Origin of the sequence: Arcticibacter pallidicorallinus, from assembly GCF_003002875.1 — a bacterium.
GTDB lineage: Bacteria > Bacteroidota > Bacteroidia > Sphingobacteriales > Sphingobacteriaceae > Arcticibacter > Arcticibacter pallidicorallinus.
The window spans coordinates 366537-384348 of the sequence record NZ_PVTH01000002.1; the positions used below are offsets into that span (position 1 = coordinate 366537).

Consider the following 17812-nt stretch of genomic DNA (forward strand, 5'->3'; position numbering starts at 1 on the left):
ATGTTGATGAGATATTTTTTTGTTGCCCTGTTAGCCGTTTTTTTTGCGGGTCTTAATCCGCTTGCTGCACAGATCCAGGGAACACCTGAGGTGAGGTCGGCGGGTGCGGAGCTGGATTCTTTGCGTAAGCTGGAGGAGGAGGGACGAGATACGGTGATATTTAATTCAACGTATATCCGTTATACCAATTTGAGTTTGCTTAAAGACAGTACGCAGACAGAACCTTTGGATACCACTCTTCATCGTTTTCAGAACTATAACCCGTTGATTACGCCGGAAAATCCAAGTGCTAATTTGGGTAACCTGGGGCTGCCTTACCGGGATCTTCTTTTTACTCCGACAAAATCTATTGGCTTCGATGCAGGATTTCATTCGATGGATCGTTTCAAGCTGACCCAGGATTCTATTAAGTATTACAGGGCACGTACTCCATATACGTCACTTTACTATGTAAACGGCAGCAGAACCGAGCAGGTTTTCCGGGTGACGCATTCGCAGAATGTTAAGCCAAACTGGAATGTTGGCGGAAATTATTTTCGTGTGGGAGCGAGGGGGATTTACAGAAATCAGAACTCTGACCACCTGAACGCAGCCGTATTCAGCTGGTATGAATCGCCGACGAAGCGTTATAATTTGCTTGTTAACGGGCTGTTCAATACGCTGAAGACGGAAGAAAACGGGTCGGTGGTGAATAACGACATCTTTAATTCTACGAATACCTTAGGCGCCCAGGAGGAATCGGTGAATTTGAACGATACACGTGACCCAACGCGTCAGTCATACAAGTCGAAGTCTTTTTTTCTGAAGCAATTTTACTATCTGGGGCGGATTGATACCGCGGGTGCTGAAGGTGCTTCGAGTATATTGCCTACTCAGCGGGTTTCGCATTCATTGCTGTACTCGAATGAGGCCTACCGGTTTTATAAGAATGATGATGATCTGAATAATGTATTTCCGGACGTTGCCGGAGCGGGTAAGCTCGTTGTAGACTCCACACATATCAAAAACCTGCGAAACGAATTCATGTATAGTTTTTACCTGAGGGGTCGCTCGGTGAGCTTCTTGAAGAACGAGATCAAGCTGGATGTGGGGATGCGCCACGATCTGTACTGGTACGATCAGATGGATTACAATACATCGTTTCAGAATATTACTTTAAAGGCGAATGCGGGATATCGTTTCAGTGACCGGGTGAATCTGAATGCAGATCTGCAGCAGATCGTGCAGGGAAGAAATGCGGGAGACTATCTTTATGATGCGAAAGCCCAGGTTATGTTGAGCAGGTCTGTGGGACGTATTGTTTTGGGCGCATATACGCAAAACAAGGCGCCGGAAATGATCTATGAAAATCTGGCGTACACCTACCATAACTGGAACAGGAATTTTGACAATACCAAGATCAATAACCTGTCTTTTGCGTATGTTAATCCGAAGTTCAACATACTGGCTAAGGCAGAGTATTTCCTCGTTGATAATTATCTGTATTTGAGGGAGACTCCCTTTGTAAACGAGATTGAGCCGGCCCAGGAAGGAAGTAGCATCAACTTGCTGAAGGTGACTTTGAGTAAAAGGTTTAAGGTGGGGAAGTTTAATATGGAGAACTTCCTGGTTTATCAGAAAACGGATTATCAGGATCTATTGCGGATTCCGGAGTTTTATACGTATAACAGTGTTTATTTTTCGAATAGCTATTTTAAAAAGGCGCTGTTCGCAGATATCGGTTTTGACGTGCGCCTGAATACGCCGTACACGGCCTCATCTTATGCAATAAACGTAAGCCAGTTCTATAACGGGTATGCGGTGAAGTATTCATCTTATCCAATTGTGGATCTCTGGGCGCGTTTTGCATTGCGGAGAGCAAATCTTTTTGTGCGCTATGATTACGCCAACCAGGGGCTGTTTTCAAAGGGGTATTATACCGTAAACCGGTACCCGATGCCGAGCGCACTTTTTAAGTTTGGCGTGAGCTGGAGTTTTTACGACTAGTAGAATTCCTGGTTAGGGATTTTAGGGGGCTAACCGGATTTCTTCGATTGGGTCTCTCTGCCTTGAACGCTCAGGTTTTTTGCTTTTTCTTTTTTGCAGCGGGGAACAGCACGTTGTTGAGTATGAGTCTGTACCCGGTTGAATTGGGATGCAGATGCAGATCGGTAGGCGGGTCGCCGATCGCGTGCTGATAATCTTCGGGGTCATGCCCGCCATAGAAGGTCCACTGACCTTTTCCGAACTCTCCGTGAATGTAGCGTGCTTCATCTGCAGCCTTCGACTCGCCTAAAACGAGTACGTTAGGTTTCAGAAGCGCTTTACGAAAGGCCGTGGTCTGCCCCATAAAGCCTTTGATAACCTGGTCGTGGTTTTGTGTGAGCATGGTGGGGATTACATCCCATTTGGCGGAAAAGTCAAATAGAGTGAAAAAATCGTCTGTACGCTCTACATTCCGGGTTGCGGTGGCATCAATGTCAGAAAATTCGTAATTGTAGGGGTTCATATCCAGCTTGAAATTCTGGAAAGCGAAGGTTTTGGTGTAGTCCAGCTTCTTTTGAGCGTCACTATCTGCCGGGTCGCCGTCAAACATGGTTTCGCAGATGTCGATACCTTCGGCGGCTAGAGCGATATCAAAGCTTTCCGTGCCTGAGCACATGGCAAAGAGGAAGCCGCCACCGGCACAGAAGTTTCGAATAGCCAGTGCGACGTCGAGCTTCATTTGCGATACCTTTTTATAGCCCAGTTTCTTTGCGGTTATTTCCTGGAGCTTCACATCTTCGGTATACCACTCAGCTAGGCGAAAGGTGGACCAGAAGCGACCGTATTGGCCTGTGAAGTCTTCATGGTGGAGGTGCAGCCAGTCGTAGTTGCTGAGACCGCCTTTTAACACTTCTTCGTCATAAACAATGTCGTAGGGTATTTCTGCATAAGTTAGCACTAAGGTTACGGCATCGTCCCAGGGAAGCTTGTTTTTTGGCGAATAAACAGCTATTGTAGGTGCTTTCTCCAGTTTAATAATATCCATATTTACCTGGTTGTCGGCTATGGTACTCAGGATATTATTGGTGGCGGCCTCGGTAATAACCTGATAGGATACATTTCTTATTTTGCATTCTTTTTCAACCGTTTCGGAATAGGCGAAGAGAAAGCTTCCGCCTCTGTAGTTGAGCAACCAGTTGGCTTCGACACCGTTTTTTAATGCCCAGAATGTCAATCCGTATGCTTTAAGGTGGTTTTTCTGATCTTCATCCATCGCGACCAGAAGGGATGCGGCTCTTGCTCCGAAAGAGAACAGGAGAAAGAAAACGATCATCAGAATTCTTGGCATGGTGTAAATAGATTACTGGAAAAACCTTTAGTCCCTTAAATCTAAATGAAATAATTAACTTTGAGGTTTAAATCAGCAAATCATGAGTAAAGCAATAATAAAGACAGAAAAAGGCGATATGACCGTAGAGTTCTACGATAAAGACGCTCCTAATACCGTGGCTAACTTCTTGAAGTTATCTAAAGAAGGATTCTACAATGGTGTTACTTTCCACCGTGTTATTCCTGATTTTGTTATTCAGGGTGGCGATCCTACGGGCACAGGCGCGGGTGGATCAGGTACACGTATCAAGTGTGAACTTACCGGCGAAAATCAATATCACGATCGTGGCGTGTTGTCTATGGCCCACGCAGGACGTGATACAGGAAGCTCTCAGTTCTTTATCTGCCATAGTCGTAATAACACAGCGCATCTGGACAGAAACCATACTTGCTTCGGTAAGGTTGTGGAAAATGTTGACGTGGTTGACGCGATCCGTGCGGGCGATAAGATTTTAAGTGTTGAAGTAATCGAAGAAAACTAAGCGCATGAATTTAAGAGGTCTGGTATCTGTTTCGGGAAAGCCGGGACTATACAAAGTTATTGGTCAGAATAAGTCGGGATTCGTTCTTGAAAGTCTGGATGAGCAAAAGGTGAAGCTTGTAGTGAATATTTCCACGTCGAAGTTAGCTTCATTGGAAGACATCACTGTATTCGGTGAGAATGGCGATCTGAAGCTCATTGATATCTTTGAGAAGATAAAAGCAAGTGAGTCGGTTCCTGATGCAAAATCAGACGGTAAGACCTTAAGAGCCTATTTTAGAGAAGTTGCTCCGGATCATGATGAGGAAAAGGTTTATGCCTCAGATATGAAGAAAATTTTGGTGTGGTATTCCATTATTAAAGAGCTTCCTCTGTTTGACGAGGAGCCCGCAGCACTTCCAGCCTCAGCAGAAGCGGAGGAATCTACAGAAGAAAAATAAATGAGAACCCGGATTTACTCCGGGTTTTTTTGTTTCTCTATCTAAAAGAAATACATGATGGCAGCGCTGATTGCGATGCCGACTAGTATAAGGATCCAGAAATTCTTCTGCTCCTTGTCGGGATCTGCCCCCTTATAGCGATATTTTCTTGGTTTAAACTGCATCTTATTTTTTGTTACTGTTAGTCATGGTGGTATGGTTCGCCTTTCAAGATAGTAAATCCGCGGTAGACCTGCTCAATAAAGAACAGTCTAACCATCTGATGAGAGAACGTCAATTTAGAGAGAGATATTTTGCCCTGGGCTAACTTATAAATGCTTTCATCGAAACCATAGGGTCCGCCCACGATGAAAACGAGGTTCTGGATTCCGCTGACCATTTTCTTGTTTAAGAACTCCGAAAACTGCCGGGAAGTAAATTCGGTTCCTTTTTCATCGAGCAGGATGATATGATCGGTAGGGTTCAAAGCTTTTTGCAGGAGCTCTGCTTCTTTTGCTTTTTGCTGATCTTCCCTGAGGTTCTTGGTGTTTTTCAGGTCGGGTATTTCTATCAGGTCGAATTTGATGTAATGCTTGAGTCGGCCAAGGTATTTTGTGATCCCTTCAATTATGTATTTGTCGTCGGTTTTACCTAATACCAAAAAAGTTATTTTCATCAGCGTATAATGGCTATTTTTCGTTTCCGGTCAAAAGTAATGAAATTTGATAAAGTCATTCTTTCATCATAAATGGAAGTGGCTTGGTCACTATATATCAGCCGTAGGATTTAGTCGTTACTATACTACCATGAAAACTATCTTTGTAATGTACTGTTTTTTAATTGTTGGTCTTAGCGCCTGCGCCCAGGACAAAGTTTCATCGCACGAAGAGGGAGCGCGGGATACGACTATGAGGAAAATAATGACAAATAATATGGATTATAATAGATTAACCGCTGAAGAGGAACGCATCATTGTGCATAAAGGAACCGAATACCCGGGTACAGGGAAGTTTCTGCATAACACAGAAAAGGGGACTTATGTCTGCCGCAGGTGTAATGCACCGCTTTATCGTTCTGATTCCAAGTTTGATTCGCACTGTGGATGGCCGAGCTTTGACGATGAGATAAAAGGCGCGGTGAAGAGAGTGCCGGATCTGGATGGTCAGCGTACGGAGATCGTCTGTGCGAACTGCGACGGACATTTGGGGCATGTGTTTCTGAACGAGGGTTTCACGGCGAAGAATACACGTCATTGTGTAAATTCTGTGTCCATGGATTTTATCGCGGATTCCAAGTAGATTCAAAAAAATCTCTAACTTCACAGCCGATAATTTAGTATTATGAAGTTACTCGAAGGAAAAACTGCGCTGATTACTGGCGCTTCAAAAGGAATTGGCCGTAAGATCGCTGAAAAGTTTGCCGAACATGGTGCGAATGTTGCGTTTACTTATTTGTCTTCCGTAGAGAAGGGCCTGGCTCTGGAGCAGGAATTGCAACAGGCAGGAACAAAGGTTAAGGGATATCGCTCTGATGCTTCCAAGTTTGATCAGGCTGAACAGCTGATCACTGATGTTGTTGCTGATTTTGGTGCATTGGACATTGTAGTTAATAACGCTGGTATAACCAAAGACGGACTGTTGATGCGCATGACGGAGCAGCAGTGGGATGATGTGCTCGAAGTGAACTTAAAGTCGATCTTTAATGTTACTAAAGCTGCATCTAAGATCATGATGAAGAACCGTAAGGGTGTTTTTATCAATATGAGCTCTGTAGTCGGCGTTCAGGGAAATGCCGGACAAGGAAACTACGCTGCTTCTAAGGCAGGTATCATTGGTTTCTCCAAATCGATGGCAAAGGAGCTTGGTTCAAGGAATATTCGTACGAATGTGGTTGCTCCGGGATTTATCAAGACTGAGATGACGGAAGTGCTTGACCCAAAGGTTGTAGCTGGTTGGGAGCAAAGCATCCCGATGAAGCGTGCAGGTGAGACAGACGATGTGGCTAATGTTTGTGTGTTCCTTGCATCGGACTTGAGTGCGTATGTGACCGGACAAGTTGTTGCCGTGGATGGCGGTATGTTGTAGGAGAATATTCAAGCATATTTTGATGAAAATTGGCATATTTACATTTGGTAGTATGCCAATTTTTTTGCCTTGGAATTTCAGATAAGTCATTTTTTTTGGTTAGCATTCAGCCTTCTTCTTGGAGTGGGTTATGCGTTATTCCTGTACTCCCCGGGAATACGGGGAAGGGGCATGCCACATTTTGTGTTATTTGCACTGAGGCTTCTCGCTGTTGCCTCAATAACTTTTCTTCTATTTGCTCCACACATCAGGTCTGTGGAGAAGACGCTTGAAAAGCCGGTCATTATTCTGGCTCAGGATAACTCAGCCTCTTTGATCATTGGTTCGTCCGATTCCTCGGAAAGAACACGATATTCTGCATCTGTTAAAAAATTATATGAAGCACTTTCCAGGAAATACCAGGTAGACACACTTCTACTTGGCGATAGTGTGCGCGCGGGATTCCGGATGGACCTGAAAGATAGAAGCACTAATATCAACTCGCTTTTTCAGAAGATAAGAAGTCTATATGCTGGGAGAAATGTAGGGGCAATAATTTTAGCATCCGACGGACTGTATAATCGGGGAGGTGATCCCCTCGCAGCGGCTCTGTCTCTAAGGGCTCCGGTTTATTCTGTTGCGCTTGGAGATTCCAATGAAAGCAAGGATCTCCGGATCTCCAATATCCATTATAATGAGCTCATTCAGGCTGGGAATGATTTCGAAATAAGCCTGCAGATTGAGGCATACCAGAGTAAAGGCAATCAACCGAGGATCAGAGTTTACAGAGGAAAGGAGCTGTTGTTCTCTAAGATCCTGAACATTCATACGGATGATTTTCGCTATAATCTACCCATAGTTTTGCCTGCGCAACGCGCCGGAACATCGCGATACACTGTTCGGGTAGACACGCTACCGAATGAGAGATCTTTTGAAAATAATATTCGCGACTTTTACTTGCAGGCCCAGGATTTGAAGAAAAATATCCTGATCGTTTCCGATGCTCCCCATCCGGATATAAGCGCTATCCGGCAGTCACTTCAAACCGCGGGTAGTTACGAAGTGAGGTTTTTGTACGTGCAGGATCTTAAACCGGTCGATGTCACCAATGCGGATTTGCTCATCTTGTATCAGTTGCCATCTCAGAGGACTTCTCTGGGGGGCTTTTTAAGCTCGATAAAGTCTAAGCCTGTATGGTATGTTCTCGGCGCCCAGAGTGATCTTCCTGCATTTTCTTCCATGCAGAGCATGCTCGATCTCAAAGCCTCACCCTCAGGGCTTGAATCTTCGGCAACGATAAACCCCTCTTTTCAGGCATTTTCTCTTCCCGACAGCCTGAGTGCTGCAATATCAGGCTACGGTCCTTTGCTGGTACCTTTCGCAGATGTTCATTACAAAGGAAATCATTACGATCTTCTTCATCAGAAAGTAGGACAATTTAATACAGGAAAGCCGCTTTTTAGTTTTTCCGCAGATGCAGAACCAAGGTTCGGCTTCCTGGGCGGTGAAGGTATTTGGCGATGGCGCCTTCAGGCTTTCCAGACTTCAGGAAGTCACCATTTGGTTGATCAGCTTTTGAATAAGGCAGTGCAATTTCTGTTAGCAGATGCAGATAAACGGAGGTTCAGGGTTTATTCCTCCCAGCAAATTTATACAAGTAGTGAGCCGGTTATATTCAATGCGGAATTGTATGATGAGTCGCTTGAGCTGGTGAATAAACCGGACGTATCGTTGACCTTGCATAGCGCGGCGGGCAGCATTTTTTCCTATCAATTCTCGAGAATGAACAATTCTTATATCATGAACCTTGGTGCGCTAACAGCAGGGGAATACACTTACAAAGCATCTACAAAGCTGGGAAATACGAGCTATAAGGCAGAAGGGAAGCTTCTGATAAGTGCAGACCAGCTTGAATACCAGGAAGTGAGAGCAAACCATCAGCTGCTTTATCAGCTCGCCAGGCAGAGCGGTGGAGAGTTGTTTTATCCCCGTCAGCTTGATGATATGGCAAACTCCATCGGCATGAATGAAACCCTGAGAACCGTATCTTATGAAAATACGACTATGAGCGACCTGATGAGCATGAAATGGATTTTGGGTTTTATATGCGGATTAATGTTTTGTGAATGGTTTTTGCGGAAAAGAGGTGGTGATTTATAGCCCCGGTAGCTGGTCTTCTTTCTTAAAAAGATAGAAAGACAAACCTGCATGTTTGCTTTTCCAATCCCCTTCGATGGTTCCTTCGAAGTTTTCACGTCCTTTGAAGGTATAGATCGTTTGTTTTTTATTATTGAGGCATCTGAGATTCCAACTGCCTGTTTCGCGGTCAATAGTGCCTGCGACAGGGAGGGTCTTGCCCGTTGCTGCTTCATAGCAGGTTCCCCGGACGGACGTTGTTTCCGAACCGGCAGTCGTTTGAACAGGCTCCAGTACGATTTTGATATAAGATCGACCTTTAATCTCACCGATATAGGTAAGGGTGGTGATTCGTTTTAGGGGTGTGTTTTTGTCAAGAACAATTACCTCTCTCTGAGGCTCAGGTTGCTGAGCCACTGCCAGCGAAACTCCCGGGATGATCAGGGTAACTAGCAGGGAAGAAAATATTTTTGTCAATAGGTTCAATTTCGACAGGTTATAATTCTTTTATTTCTCTATCTCTTTCTCCGGAATTATTACATATACATCCTCATTTTCCTTCTTCATGAGGTATTTTTCTCTGGCAAACTTTTCAAGTTTGGTTTGGTCGGTAGTTAGCTCGCTGAGCGTTTTTTTTACCAATTCCGTTTCTTTTGTGTAGAAATCTTTCTCTTCCTGGAGTTTTTTCAACTCTGTCCGGTAGTCATATTGAGACATCAGATCATTCCTGTCAAAGAACAACATCCATGCTAGAAAGATCGAAGCGGAAAGGAAGTACTTATTGCTGAATAGGTTGATAATGCGTTTCATAGTGGTACAAATATAAAACATCCCGTATGGTTTTCATACGGGATGTGCATTATAGGTATTTAAACTTTAATACCGGTATTTTACGAAAGCTGCCGGTGTGACTACTTCAAAAATTTGAAGTCTCTTCCGATGAAGCGGGCAGAAGCACCAAGCTCTTCTTCGATACGGATCAGTTGATTGTATTTAGCGATCCTGTCTGAACGAGATGCAGAACCTGTCTTGATTTGTCCACAGTTAAGCGCTACAGCAAGGTCAGCGATAGTGTAATCTTCTGTTTCGCCTGAACGATGGCTCATCACTGAGGTATAACCATTGTTTTGAGCAAGAGTTACTGCATTGATTGTTTCAGATAATGAACCGATCTGGTTAACCTTTACAAGGATAGAGTTTGCAACTCCTGTTTCGATTCCTCTTTGAAGGAACTTCACGTTAGTAACGAACAAATCGTCACCTACAAGCTGGATTTTCTTACCTAAAACGTCAGTCAGTTTTTTCCAACCGTCCCAGTCAGTTTCAGCAAGACCATCTTCGATAGAAAGAATTGGATATTTAGCAGCCCATTCAGCCCAATATGCAACCATATCATCACTGCTGAAGGTCTTACCAGGGTTTGATTTGTAAAAGCTGTAAGTCTTGGTTTCTTCGTTATACATCTCAGAGCTGGCAGCATCCATTGCGATGTAGATGTCCTGACCTGGTTTGTAACCAGCAGCCTCAATTGCCTGAAGTACTGTCTCGATAGCTTCTTCGTTGCTCTGGATCTCTGGAGCAAATCCGCCTTCGTCTCCTACGTTAGTAGAATATCCTTTTTTCTTTAGAACTGATTTTAGGGTGTGGAAGATCTCCGTACCCATTCTCAAAGCTTCAGAGAAAGTATCAGCGCCTACAGGCATGATCATGAATTCCTGAAAATCGATCTTGTTATCAGCATGAGCACCACCGTTCATGATGTTCATCATTGGAATAGGAAGTGTGTTTGCATTAACACCACCAATATAACGGTATAATGGCTGACGGCTTTCCTGTGCTGCAGCTTTTGCTACTGCCAGAGATACACCCAGGATTGCGTTTGCTCCGATAGAACCTTTATTATGTGTTCCGTCAATATCGTTCATCAGTTTGTCGATAGTATTCTGATCGAACACATCGATACCCTGAAGTTCTTTAGCTAATTTCTCATTTACATTGTTAACAGCGTTAAGAACGCCTTTACCCATGTATTTGCTTTTATCGTTATCACGCAGTTCAACCGCTTCGAACTGACCGGTAGATGCTCCTGATGGTACCGCAGCGCGCCCAAGGGTTCCGTTCTCCGTTACTACGTCTACTTCAACAGTAGGATTGCCCCTTGAGTCAAGGATTTGGCGGGCATGTACGTCTAAAATTAAGCTCATTTGTTTTGTATTAGTTTATTATCTTATTGGGTTACTTTCTTCTTCTACAGCTAAAAAACTATGCAGGATTAGGCCAAAAGTAGTGTTTTTTAGACCATGAAAAATAACTTATCTTACAATTATTTATGATTAGAAACAAAAAACCCGTTAATGTAAACTATTAACGGGGTGGTATTTCTAATTTGTTGTTTCAGGGATCATCATGTCGACAAACTGGTCGAATAAATAACGAGAATCATGAGGTCCGGGAGAAGATTCAGGGTGATATTGTACCGAGAATGCTTTCTTTCCCTTTACACGAATTCCTTCAATAGAGTTGTCATTAAGGTTAAGATGGGTGATCTCCACTTTGTCCGAACTGCGAACATCTTCTGAAACGACGCCGAAGCCATGGTTTTGAGAGGTAACCTCACAATGGTCTAAAATGATGTTTTTAACGGGATGATTCAATCCGCGGTGACCATTCTTCATTTTCATAGTCCTGATGTCGTTCGCCAGGGCAAGTAGTTGATGTCCCAGGCAAATTCCGAATAAAGGCTTGTCGACAGCTAAAGCTTTCTTAACAGTTTCTAATGCATAAGGCATAGAAGCTGGATCGCCAGGACCATTGGAGATAAAGTATCCGTCGGCGCCCCATTTCTCCATTTCTTCGAAAGGAGTTTTTGCCGGGAATACTTTAGCAAATACATCTCTGTGATCAAAGTTACGAAGGATGTTTTTCTTCACTCCGAGATCCAGGACTGCCACGCGATGTTTAGCGTTCTCGTTTCCGTAGTAATAAGGCTCTTTTGTACTAACCTGTGAAGAGAGTTCCAGCCCGTCCATTGAAGGAACTGCAGCCAGCATCTTTTTCAACTCTTCAATGTCGAGTACCTCCGATGAAATAATAGCGTTCATAGCGCCCTTGTCGCGAATATGGCGGACGAGCGAGCGGGTGTCAACATCTGAAATGCCTACGACATTTTCTTCCTGGAAATAGTCCTGGATAGATTTGTCAGATTGCTTACGGCTGTAGGCGATGTTAAAGTTTTTACAGACGAGGCCAGCAATTTTAATATCAGATGATTCGATCTCCTCTGAATTAACGCCATAATTGCCGATGTGGGCATTGGTGGTAACCATGATCTGTCCAAAATATGACGGATCGGTAAAGATTTCCTGGTAACCGGTCATTCCGGTATTAAAGCAAATTTCCCCGGTTGTAGTGCCAATCTTTCCGGCAGCCTTTCCGTGGTACACAGTTCCGTCCTCAAGAAGGAGCACAGCAGGTAGTTTGATATAATTAATCATTTCAGTTTATGTCGTATAGATTTGAATTCTTGTGTTCGTTTAATGTCTCATTTATCCATTCATAGTACAGGTATTCTGCACCGGGGCCATAAGCCAGAATGAATTCATTCTCAGCGTATCCCTTATTTTTGATGTTTGTAAATAAATGAAACAGGTTAAAGTTCCCGAAAGATTTTCCGGATTCAGAGTACAACATACTGAAGCAGTTCACTTCAATTTTCACAGGGGACAAAGGTATAAAATTATTGTGAATTATAGAATCGGATGAGTATAGTTTTTCTACATTTGCCCGAATACCAATCGAGACGAGATATGTCAGTAAATACACAGATCAAACGTATCACCACCAACACTCTTCATGATATGAAAGCGAGAGGTGAAAAGATCGCTATGTTAACGGCCTATGATTATTCAATGGCCAGGGTTGTTGACGATGCAGGGATAGATGTTATTTTGGTAGGCGACTCCGCGTCAAATGTGATGGCCGGACATGAGACCACATTACCCATTACGCTAGATCAAATGATCTACCACGCAGCATCAGTGGTGAGGGCGGCGGCACGTTGTTTAGTGGTTGTTGACCTTCCGTTCGGAACTTACCAAGGTAATTCTAAGGAAGCACTGCACAGTGCTATCCGGATTATGAAAGAGTCTGGTGCTCATGCGGTAAAGCTGGAAGGAGGCGAGGAGATTCGTGAGTCTGTTGAGAGGATAATTACTGCGGGGATCCCTGTGATGGGTCATCTCGGTTTGACGCCTCAATCTATTCATAAGTTTGGTACTTACACAGTAAGGGCTAAGGAAGAAGCGGAAGCAAGCAAGCTGAAGCAGGATGTGCTTGTTTTACAGGAGGCCGGTTGTTTTGCTGTAGTGCTTGAAAAAATCCCCGCGGAACTCGCCAGGGAGGCAACTGCCAGTTTGAAGATACCTACAATTGGAATCGGTGCAGGTCGTCATTGCGACGGGCAGGTGCTGGTTGTACACGACATGATTGGCTTGAATAAAGGCTTCAAACCCCGGTTTCTGCGTCAGTATCTGGATATGTATGGAATGATGAACGAAGCGGTAAAGTCGTATGTCAATGATGTGAAATCAAGCGACTTTCCAAATGAAAAGGAACAGTATTAATTCTAATGGCTAAGATAGACAGGGAATATATAAGCTTCGATGTAACAGAGAAAGATGTCTTATTTGAAGATAACCATCTTATCGCAGTTAATAAGCGTGGCGGGGATATCGTCCAGGTTGATGATACCGGCGATGAATCTTTGGATGAGAAAGTTAAAAAATATATTGCCAAAAAATACAATAAGCCGAATGGCGCATTTTTAGGCGTAGTACACAGGCTGGACCGGCCGGTAAGTGGGGTAATCCTATTTGCCCGTACAAGTAAGTCGCTAGATCGGGTCAACAAACTTTTCAAGTCCAGGCAGATGCATAAAACCTATCTGGCGGTGGTGAGAAACCGGCCAGTTCCTGAATCAGGTAATCTTGTGCACTGGCTGGTAAAGAATCCCCAGAAGAATGTAACCAAGGCGCATGATCAGGAAGTACCGGGAAGTCTGCGTTCTGAACTTAACTATAAGCTCATTGCCGAACTTGGTGGATATTATCTAATCGAGGTAGACCCAATTACGGGGAGGCCTCATCAGATCAGAGTACAGTTGTCGACATTAGATTGTCCTATCGTTGGCGATAATAAATATGGATATCCCCGTGGCAGTCTGAAGAAGACGATTGCTCTTCATGCGCGACGGCTGCAGTTTGTGCATCCGGTAAAAAACGAACCGGTTGATATTGTTGCCCCTTTGCCTCACGATGGCTTCTGGGAAAAGTTCGAACACCTGATCTGATTGTTAGGATAAAGCCTGCGAAACCACTATATTACGCCTCTAACTTGATTGGATGTACAAGTCGGCAGTAAAATCTTTTTTTACCTGGTATATCGGGTTTATTTTAAGAAAGGACTTTTCTAAATTTTCTTTCAATAAGATACCTTTTGATGAGCAGCGATCCATACTGTTGCTGGCCAATCATTTTTCCTGGTGGGATGGTTTTATGATCTTTTGGATCAACCGCCTTCATTTCAAAAAGGAATTTCATGTGATGGTTACCGAAGAAAACTACAATAAGGTTTGGTTTCTAAGGTATCTGGGGGCATTTCCAGTTAGCCGGCAGCCTAAGAAGATGATGTGGTCGCTGGAACATGCCGGCCGTCTGCTGGATGATTCGCGGAACCTGGTGCTTATCTTTCCACAGGGTAAATTGCATTCTAATCATATCAAAGAGATCGCCTTTGAAAAAGGGCTAATAAACCTCATTAACTCCTCAGCTAAGCATTTTCAGTACGTTTTCTCTGCTTCCTTCGTTGACTATTTTGAAACACGTAAGCCTGCTGTTGTAACCTATCTGCGAAGCTGGGAGGGTGCTGAGTTTGCGAGTTTACAGTTAATTAAGAGTGCCTATAATAAACACTATGAACATTCACGGCAGCAACAGTGCCAAAGAATTATATAATAAATGCTTGTCTTTTATGTAGTTTTCTTTTTTCTCATACTGAGGTTTGCGATTAGTCTTTTTAACTTCATTTCTAATCCTAAGCTTCCTGGTTCACCCCGGACGTATACTGATCTGGTGTCCGTTTTAATTCCCGCGCGAAACGAGGCAGGTAGAATTGGGGCATTGCTTGAATCTGTGATGGGACAGTCGTATCAAAACCTGGAGATCCTGATCCTCGATGATCAGTCCACAGACGAGACTCTCCAAGTTTGCAATTCATACGCCAATCAAGATAAACGGATACAGGTGATAAGCGGAAAGGAGTTGCCAGATGGATGGCTTGGCAAGAACTTCGCTTGTCACCAGCTGGGACAGATAGCGAAAGGCCGTTATTTCGTTTTTATCGACGCTGATACGAGGGTAGAGGAAGGATTGTTTGATAGTGCTGTGTATAGGGTTAAACGGGGCAAGCTGGTCTTGTTAAGCCTGTTCGCCACTCAAATTATGCAAACCATAGGCGAAAGGGTGGTTGTTCCTCTGATGCATTTTGTTCTTCTTAACCTGTTGCCGTTGAGGCTGGTGAGATTGTCGCGAAATCCCTCGTTTTCCGCTGCGAGTGGTCAGTTTATGATGTTCGATGGACCAATGTATCAGATCTATCACTGGCATGCGCAGATAAGAGATAAGGTGCTCGACGATATGGAGATCGCAAAGCTGATAAAAACGTACCAATTGCCGATGGAGACATTGCTGGCAAACGGGTTTATCAAGTGTCGTATGTACAGTGGGTTTGATGAAGCTGTAAACGGCTTTAGTAAGAACATACTAGCGGGCTTCAATATGAACGTTGCCGGCTTGATCTGCTACTTACTGCTGGTAATGATCGGGCCGTTATTTATAGCCTATTACCTGAGCATTCCTTTGATGATGTTTGCACTGACCCTGATTCTTTTAAGCAGAGTGATGATATCTCTGATGAGCGGACAAAACGTTATTTGGAATCTTATTTTGCATCCCGTTCAAATGGTCACTTTAGCTTTAATTTCAGTTGTTTCAATAGTCAGACATTTAACTCAAAAGACCACGTGGAAAGGGCGTGCTATAAAATCATGATCATAAGATATAAAACTTGTTCTTCGCTTATTGTGCTTTTCTACAGTGTTGGGCTGCTTGGCTTTTTGTATCCACCTGCGGTGCCCTTATTTAAGCAGCTCGTGCCGTTTCACCTCTTGCTGATGACCGGTTTGCTGATAGCCAATCAGCACGTCAGAAATCAGTCATTCTGGTTGTTCCTTGGCGTAGCTTATGTGGCTGGCTTCCTGATTGAAATGGTGGGTACACAAACCGGAATGGTCTTTGGGAGCTATTTTTATGGAGAAACTCTTGGTTATAAGATTTTCAATACGCCGCTTATGATAGGAGTAAACTGGTTCCTGGTTATCTATTCTGTTGGGATGGCCTTGTCAGAACTGAAGGTGGAGAATGTCTACGCATTTATTCTTTTGGGTGCATCATCTGTTACCTTACTGGATTTTTTTATTGAGCCTGTCGCTATGAAATTTGACTATTGGGACTGGGCAGGTGGGGTAGTACCCGTGCAGAACTATGTCGTATGGTTCATTTTTTCTGCGCTGTTGCTGTTGGTATTTTATAAATCTTATTTCCCCAAAATCAGTAGTTCTGCTGCGGTTTTGTTCGTCGTACAGTTTTTGTTCTTCCTTATTCTTTATTTGAATGTATAGCTGTCTGTTTAGGAGCTGATAATTATGCAGTTTCAAACGGAAACATTTTGCTATTTTTGCGTTAAGTTATTATGAGCTACAATCTACAGGTGACAATAGACGGAAATTCGGGGTTCTGCTTTGGAGTGGTTTACGCCATTGATATGGCGGAGGAAATATTGGAGGAGGACGGATATCTGTACTGCCTTGGAGATATAGTGCATAATGATGAAGAGGTTGAGCGCTTAAAAGCACGTGGCTTAAGGATTATCAGCCACGACGAGCTTCCGGATCTTCATGGTGAGAAAGTGCTCATACGGGCACATGGAGAGGCCCCTGAAACTTATCGAATTGCCTTAAAAAACAACATTACCCTGATAGATGCTTCATGTCCTGTCGTTCTCAAGCTTCAGAATAGAATTAAAGTGTCTCATGAAGACGAAGAACCTATCCTTATTTTTGGTAAGCACGGGCATGCGGAAGTCATCGGTCTTCAGGGCCAGACCAATAATGAGGCCCTGGTTTTTCAGGACCTTAGCGAACTTGATCATGTCGATCTTCCCTCGAAGTTTACACTCTATAGCCAGACGACAAAAAGCACTGAGAAGTTTTATCAAATTAAAGATGAACTGATTCAACGGGGTTACGAGGTAAAGGCCAACGATACTATATGCCGGCAGGTCTCTAACAGGAATGAGGATCTCGAAAGCTTTGTTACGAACTTTGACAAGATCGTTTTCGTTTCTGGTAGAAAATCGTCAAACGGCAAAGTTCTCTACGAAGTTTGTAAGAAATACAACCCCAATACCTATTTTATATCTCAGGCAGATGAGCTTGATATTAACCTTTTTAGTCCGAATGACCGGGTCGGAATCTGTGGTGCTACCTCTACGCCGATGTGGCTAATGGAAAAGGTCAAAGCTGTGCTCGAAAATTTCTAATTGTCAATTTCCATGAGAAAGGCATCTAATATCGGTATACTGGTTGCTTTAGTTGTCATCTCTTGCTGGGCATTCAGTCTTGTCTGGCTGCTTCGTTGGGATTTCCAGTGGAACAACCCCCTCGTGTATATTATGATTCTGGTGCAGACGCATCTATATACAGGTCTTTTTATTACGGCGCATGATGCTATGCACGGTACTGTGTCTTCCTCAAGTAAATTTAATCTCATAATAGGGCAAGTTTGCACGGCCCTGTATGCCGCTTTTTCTTTCAAAAAGCTGATGGTCAAACACCATCAACATCATCGGCATGTACACTCAGATCTTGATCCGGATTATCATGAAGGTCCTTTTATAGTCTGGTATTTTCACTTTATGAAGGAGTATATGTCTGTCCTTCAGTTAGTGCTGATGGCAGTATTGTTTAACGTGTTAACCCTTTGGTTTTCAGAAGGCAATATTCTGCTGTTTTGGGTCGTTCCTGCTTTGCTCAGCACCCTTCAGCTCTTCTTTTTTGGTACATGGCTTCCCCACCACGGAGAGCATCAGAATGTTCATCACTCACGAAGTCTGAAGAAAAATCATCTTGTTGGATTCTTTTCATGCTATTTCTTTGGATATCATTATGAGCATCATGAGTTTCCGGGGACTCCCTGGTGGAAGCTCTGGCGAATGAAATAGCTAAGCTAAATCGGCTATATTTG

General features: G+C 43.6%; 20 protein-coding genes. 13 read left to right on the plus strand and 7 right to left on the minus strand.

Going from position 1 to position 17812, the window contains the following annotated elements; all coding sequences use genetic code 11:
• Nucleotides 1–6: 6 nt before the first annotated feature.
• Nucleotides 7–1986 carry a putative porin gene (locus B0I27_RS04350; RefSeq protein WP_106291807.1) on the plus strand — a complete coding sequence of 660 codons (1980 nt, stop codon included), beginning with the start codon at nucleotides 7–9 and terminating at the stop codon, nucleotides 1984–1986.
• Between the two features lie 70 nt (nucleotides 1987–2056).
• Here B0I27_RS04350 and B0I27_RS04355 read toward each other — a convergent pair whose 3' ends face one another.
• Nucleotides 2057–3313, minus strand: coding sequence for an asparagine synthetase B (locus B0I27_RS04355; RefSeq protein WP_425428114.1), 1257 nt, complete (start codon nucleotides 3311–3313; stop codon nucleotides 2057–2059).
• Between the two features lie 82 nt (nucleotides 3314–3395).
• On the opposite strand from B0I27_RS04355, the gene B0I27_RS04360 reads away from it, so the two are divergent.
• Nucleotides 3396–3836, plus strand: coding sequence for a peptidylprolyl isomerase (locus tag B0I27_RS04360; RefSeq protein ID WP_106291809.1), 441 nt, complete (start codon nucleotides 3396–3398; stop codon nucleotides 3834–3836).
• Nucleotides 3837–3840: 4 nt separating this feature from the next.
• Nucleotides 3841–4275, plus strand: coding sequence for a DUF5606 family protein (locus B0I27_RS04365; protein WP_106291811.1), 435 nt, complete (start codon nucleotides 3841–3843; stop codon nucleotides 4273–4275).
• Nucleotides 4276–4316: 41 nt separating this feature from the next.
• Here B0I27_RS04365 and B0I27_RS17785 read toward each other — a convergent pair whose 3' ends face one another.
• Together B0I27_RS17785 and rlmH are read right to left on the minus strand one after the other, a co-directional pair.
• Nucleotides 4317–4439 (minus strand): hypothetical protein, encoded by a 123-nt coding sequence (locus B0I27_RS17785; RefSeq protein ID WP_281260332.1) that lies wholly within the window; start codon nucleotides 4437–4439, stop codon nucleotides 4317–4319.
• A gap of 17 nt (nucleotides 4440–4456) precedes the next feature.
• Nucleotides 4457–4930, minus strand: a complete 474-nt coding sequence (gene rlmH, locus B0I27_RS04370; RefSeq protein ID WP_106291813.1) for a 23S rRNA (pseudouridine(1915)-N(3))-methyltransferase RlmH — start codon at nucleotides 4928–4930, stop codon at nucleotides 4457–4459.
• Between the two features lie 130 nt (nucleotides 4931–5060).
• On the opposite strand from rlmH, the gene B0I27_RS04375 reads away from it, so the two are divergent.
• The 3 genes from B0I27_RS04375 to B0I27_RS04385 all read left to right on the plus strand — a co-directional run bounded on the left by B0I27_RS04375 (nucleotide 5061) and on the right by B0I27_RS04385 (nucleotide 8477).
• On the plus strand, nucleotides 5061–5552 hold the full coding sequence (locus B0I27_RS04375; protein WP_106291815.1) for a methionine-R-sulfoxide reductase: 492 nt from the start codon (nucleotides 5061–5063) through the stop codon (nucleotides 5550–5552).
• Between the two features lie 42 nt (nucleotides 5553–5594).
• Nucleotides 5595–6338, plus strand: a complete 744-nt coding sequence (fabG, locus tag B0I27_RS04380) for a 3-oxoacyl-[acyl-carrier-protein] reductase (protein WP_106291817.1) — start codon at nucleotides 5595–5597, stop codon at nucleotides 6336–6338.
• Nucleotides 6339–6407: 69 nt separating this feature from the next.
• Nucleotides 6408–8477 carry a hypothetical protein gene (locus B0I27_RS04385; RefSeq protein WP_106291819.1) on the plus strand — a complete coding sequence of 690 codons (2070 nt, stop codon included), beginning with the start codon at nucleotides 6408–6410 and terminating at the stop codon, nucleotides 8475–8477.
• Here the strand turns inward: B0I27_RS04385 and B0I27_RS04390 are convergent.
• The 4 genes from B0I27_RS04390 to carA form a co-directional block, all read right to left on the minus strand.
• The gene (locus B0I27_RS04390; RefSeq protein ID WP_106291821.1) at nucleotides 8472–8930 is read right to left on the minus strand and encodes a hypothetical protein; all 459 of its coding nucleotides are present in this window, start codon (nucleotides 8928–8930) and stop codon (nucleotides 8472–8474) included. The genes B0I27_RS04385 and B0I27_RS04390 overlap by 6 nt on opposite strands.
• A 30-nt stretch (nucleotides 8931–8960) precedes the next feature.
• Nucleotides 8961–9263 (minus strand): FtsB family cell division protein, encoded by a 303-nt coding sequence (locus B0I27_RS04395; RefSeq protein WP_106291823.1) that lies wholly within the window; start codon nucleotides 9261–9263, stop codon nucleotides 8961–8963.
• A 101-nt stretch (nucleotides 9264–9364) separates the two neighbouring features.
• Complete coding sequence (gene eno, locus B0I27_RS04400) at nucleotides 9365–10657, minus strand: phosphopyruvate hydratase (protein WP_106291825.1); 1293 nt, start codon at nucleotides 10655–10657, stop codon at nucleotides 9365–9367.
• Between the two features lie 177 nt (nucleotides 10658–10834).
• Nucleotides 10835–11947 (minus strand): glutamine-hydrolyzing carbamoyl-phosphate synthase small subunit, encoded by a 1113-nt coding sequence (gene carA, locus B0I27_RS04405; protein ID WP_106291827.1) that lies wholly within the window; start codon nucleotides 11945–11947, stop codon nucleotides 10835–10837.
• Between the two features lie 312 nt (nucleotides 11948–12259).
• Between carA and panB the strand changes: the two genes are divergently transcribed.
• The 7 genes from panB to B0I27_RS04445 all read left to right on the plus strand — a co-directional run bounded on the left by panB (nucleotide 12260) and on the right by B0I27_RS04445 (nucleotide 17789).
• A complete protein-coding gene (gene panB, locus B0I27_RS04415; RefSeq protein WP_106291831.1) occupies nucleotides 12260–13075 on the plus strand; it encodes a 3-methyl-2-oxobutanoate hydroxymethyltransferase in 816 nt (271 codons plus the stop codon).
• Nucleotides 13076–13080: 5 nt separating this feature from the next.
• Entirely contained in the window at nucleotides 13081–13800 is a 720-nt protein-coding gene (locus B0I27_RS04420; RefSeq protein ID WP_106291833.1) for an RluA family pseudouridine synthase, read from the plus strand.
• A 52-nt stretch (nucleotides 13801–13852) separates the two neighbouring features.
• Nucleotides 13853–14464: a 1-acyl-sn-glycerol-3-phosphate acyltransferase gene (locus B0I27_RS04425; RefSeq protein ID WP_106291835.1), complete on the plus strand. Its 612-nt coding sequence runs from the start codon at nucleotides 13853–13855 to the stop codon at nucleotides 14462–14464.
• A gap of 117 nt (nucleotides 14465–14581) precedes the next feature.
• Entirely contained in the window at nucleotides 14582–15559 is a 978-nt protein-coding gene (locus B0I27_RS04430; protein ID WP_245925430.1) for a glycosyltransferase family 2 protein, read from the plus strand.
• Nucleotides 15556–16188 carry a carotenoid biosynthesis protein gene (locus B0I27_RS04435; protein ID WP_245925431.1) on the plus strand — a complete coding sequence of 211 codons (633 nt, stop codon included), beginning with the start codon at nucleotides 15556–15558 and terminating at the stop codon, nucleotides 16186–16188. The genes B0I27_RS04430 and B0I27_RS04435 overlap by 4 nt, the downstream gene beginning before the upstream one ends.
• Before the next feature lie 71 nt (nucleotides 16189–16259).
• Complete coding sequence (locus B0I27_RS04440) at nucleotides 16260–17108, plus strand: 4-hydroxy-3-methylbut-2-enyl diphosphate reductase (RefSeq protein ID WP_106291837.1); 849 nt, start codon at nucleotides 16260–16262, stop codon at nucleotides 17106–17108.
• 12 nt (nucleotides 17109–17120) lie between these two features.
• Complete coding sequence (locus B0I27_RS04445) at nucleotides 17121–17789, plus strand: fatty acid desaturase (RefSeq protein ID WP_106291839.1); 669 nt, start codon at nucleotides 17121–17123, stop codon at nucleotides 17787–17789.
• Nucleotides 17790–17812: the final 23 nt, after the last annotated feature.

Excerpts from the sequence above, each read along its gene's own strand:
- fabG (WP_106291817.1), top strand. The coding sequence starts at position 5,595 with ATGAAGTTACTCGAAGGAAAAACTGCGCTGATTACTGGCGCTTCAAAA.
- B0I27_RS17785 (WP_281260332.1), bottom strand. The coding sequence starts at position 4,439 with ATGCAGTTTAAACCAAGAAAATATCGCTATAAGGGGGCAGATCCCGAC.
- panB (WP_106291831.1), top strand. The coding sequence starts at position 12,260 with ATGTCAGTAAATACACAGATCAAACGTATCACCACCAACACTCTTCAT.
- B0I27_RS04360 (WP_106291809.1), top strand. The coding sequence starts at position 3,396 with ATGAGTAAAGCAATAATAAAGACAGAAAAAGGCGATATGACCGTAGAG.
- B0I27_RS04350 (WP_106291807.1), top strand. The coding sequence starts at position 7 with ATGAGATATTTTTTTGTTGCCCTGTTAGCCGTTTTTTTTGCGGGTCTT.
- B0I27_RS04425 (WP_106291835.1), top strand. The coding sequence starts at position 13,853 with ATGTACAAGTCGGCAGTAAAATCTTTTTTTACCTGGTATATCGGGTTT.
- B0I27_RS04440 (WP_106291837.1), top strand. The coding sequence starts at position 16,260 with ATGAGCTACAATCTACAGGTGACAATAGACGGAAATTCGGGGTTCTGC.
- B0I27_RS04435 (WP_245925431.1), top strand. The coding sequence starts at position 15,556 with ATGATCATAAGATATAAAACTTGTTCTTCGCTTATTGTGCTTTTCTAC.
- carA (WP_106291827.1), bottom strand. The coding sequence starts at position 11,947 with ATGATTAATTATATCAAACTACCTGCTGTGCTCCTTCTTGAGGACGGA.
- eno (WP_106291825.1), bottom strand. The coding sequence starts at position 10,657 with ATGAGCTTAATTTTAGACGTACATGCCCGCCAAATCCTTGACTCAAGG.
- B0I27_RS04365 (WP_106291811.1), top strand. The coding sequence starts at position 3,841 with ATGAATTTAAGAGGTCTGGTATCTGTTTCGGGAAAGCCGGGACTATAC.
- B0I27_RS04355 (WP_425428114.1), bottom strand. The coding sequence starts at position 3,313 with ATGCCAAGAATTCTGATGATCGTTTTCTTTCTCCTGTTCTCTTTCGGA.
- B0I27_RS04395 (WP_106291823.1), bottom strand. The coding sequence starts at position 9,263 with ATGAAACGCATTATCAACCTATTCAGCAATAAGTACTTCCTTTCCGCT.
- B0I27_RS04445 (WP_106291839.1), top strand. The coding sequence starts at position 17,121 with ATGAGAAAGGCATCTAATATCGGTATACTGGTTGCTTTAGTTGTCATC.
- rlmH (WP_106291813.1), bottom strand. The coding sequence starts at position 4,930 with ATGAAAATAACTTTTTTGGTATTAGGTAAAACCGACGACAAATACATA.
- B0I27_RS04375 (WP_106291815.1), top strand. The coding sequence starts at position 5,061 with ATGAAAACTATCTTTGTAATGTACTGTTTTTTAATTGTTGGTCTTAGC.
- B0I27_RS04420 (WP_106291833.1), top strand. The coding sequence starts at position 13,081 with ATGGCTAAGATAGACAGGGAATATATAAGCTTCGATGTAACAGAGAAA.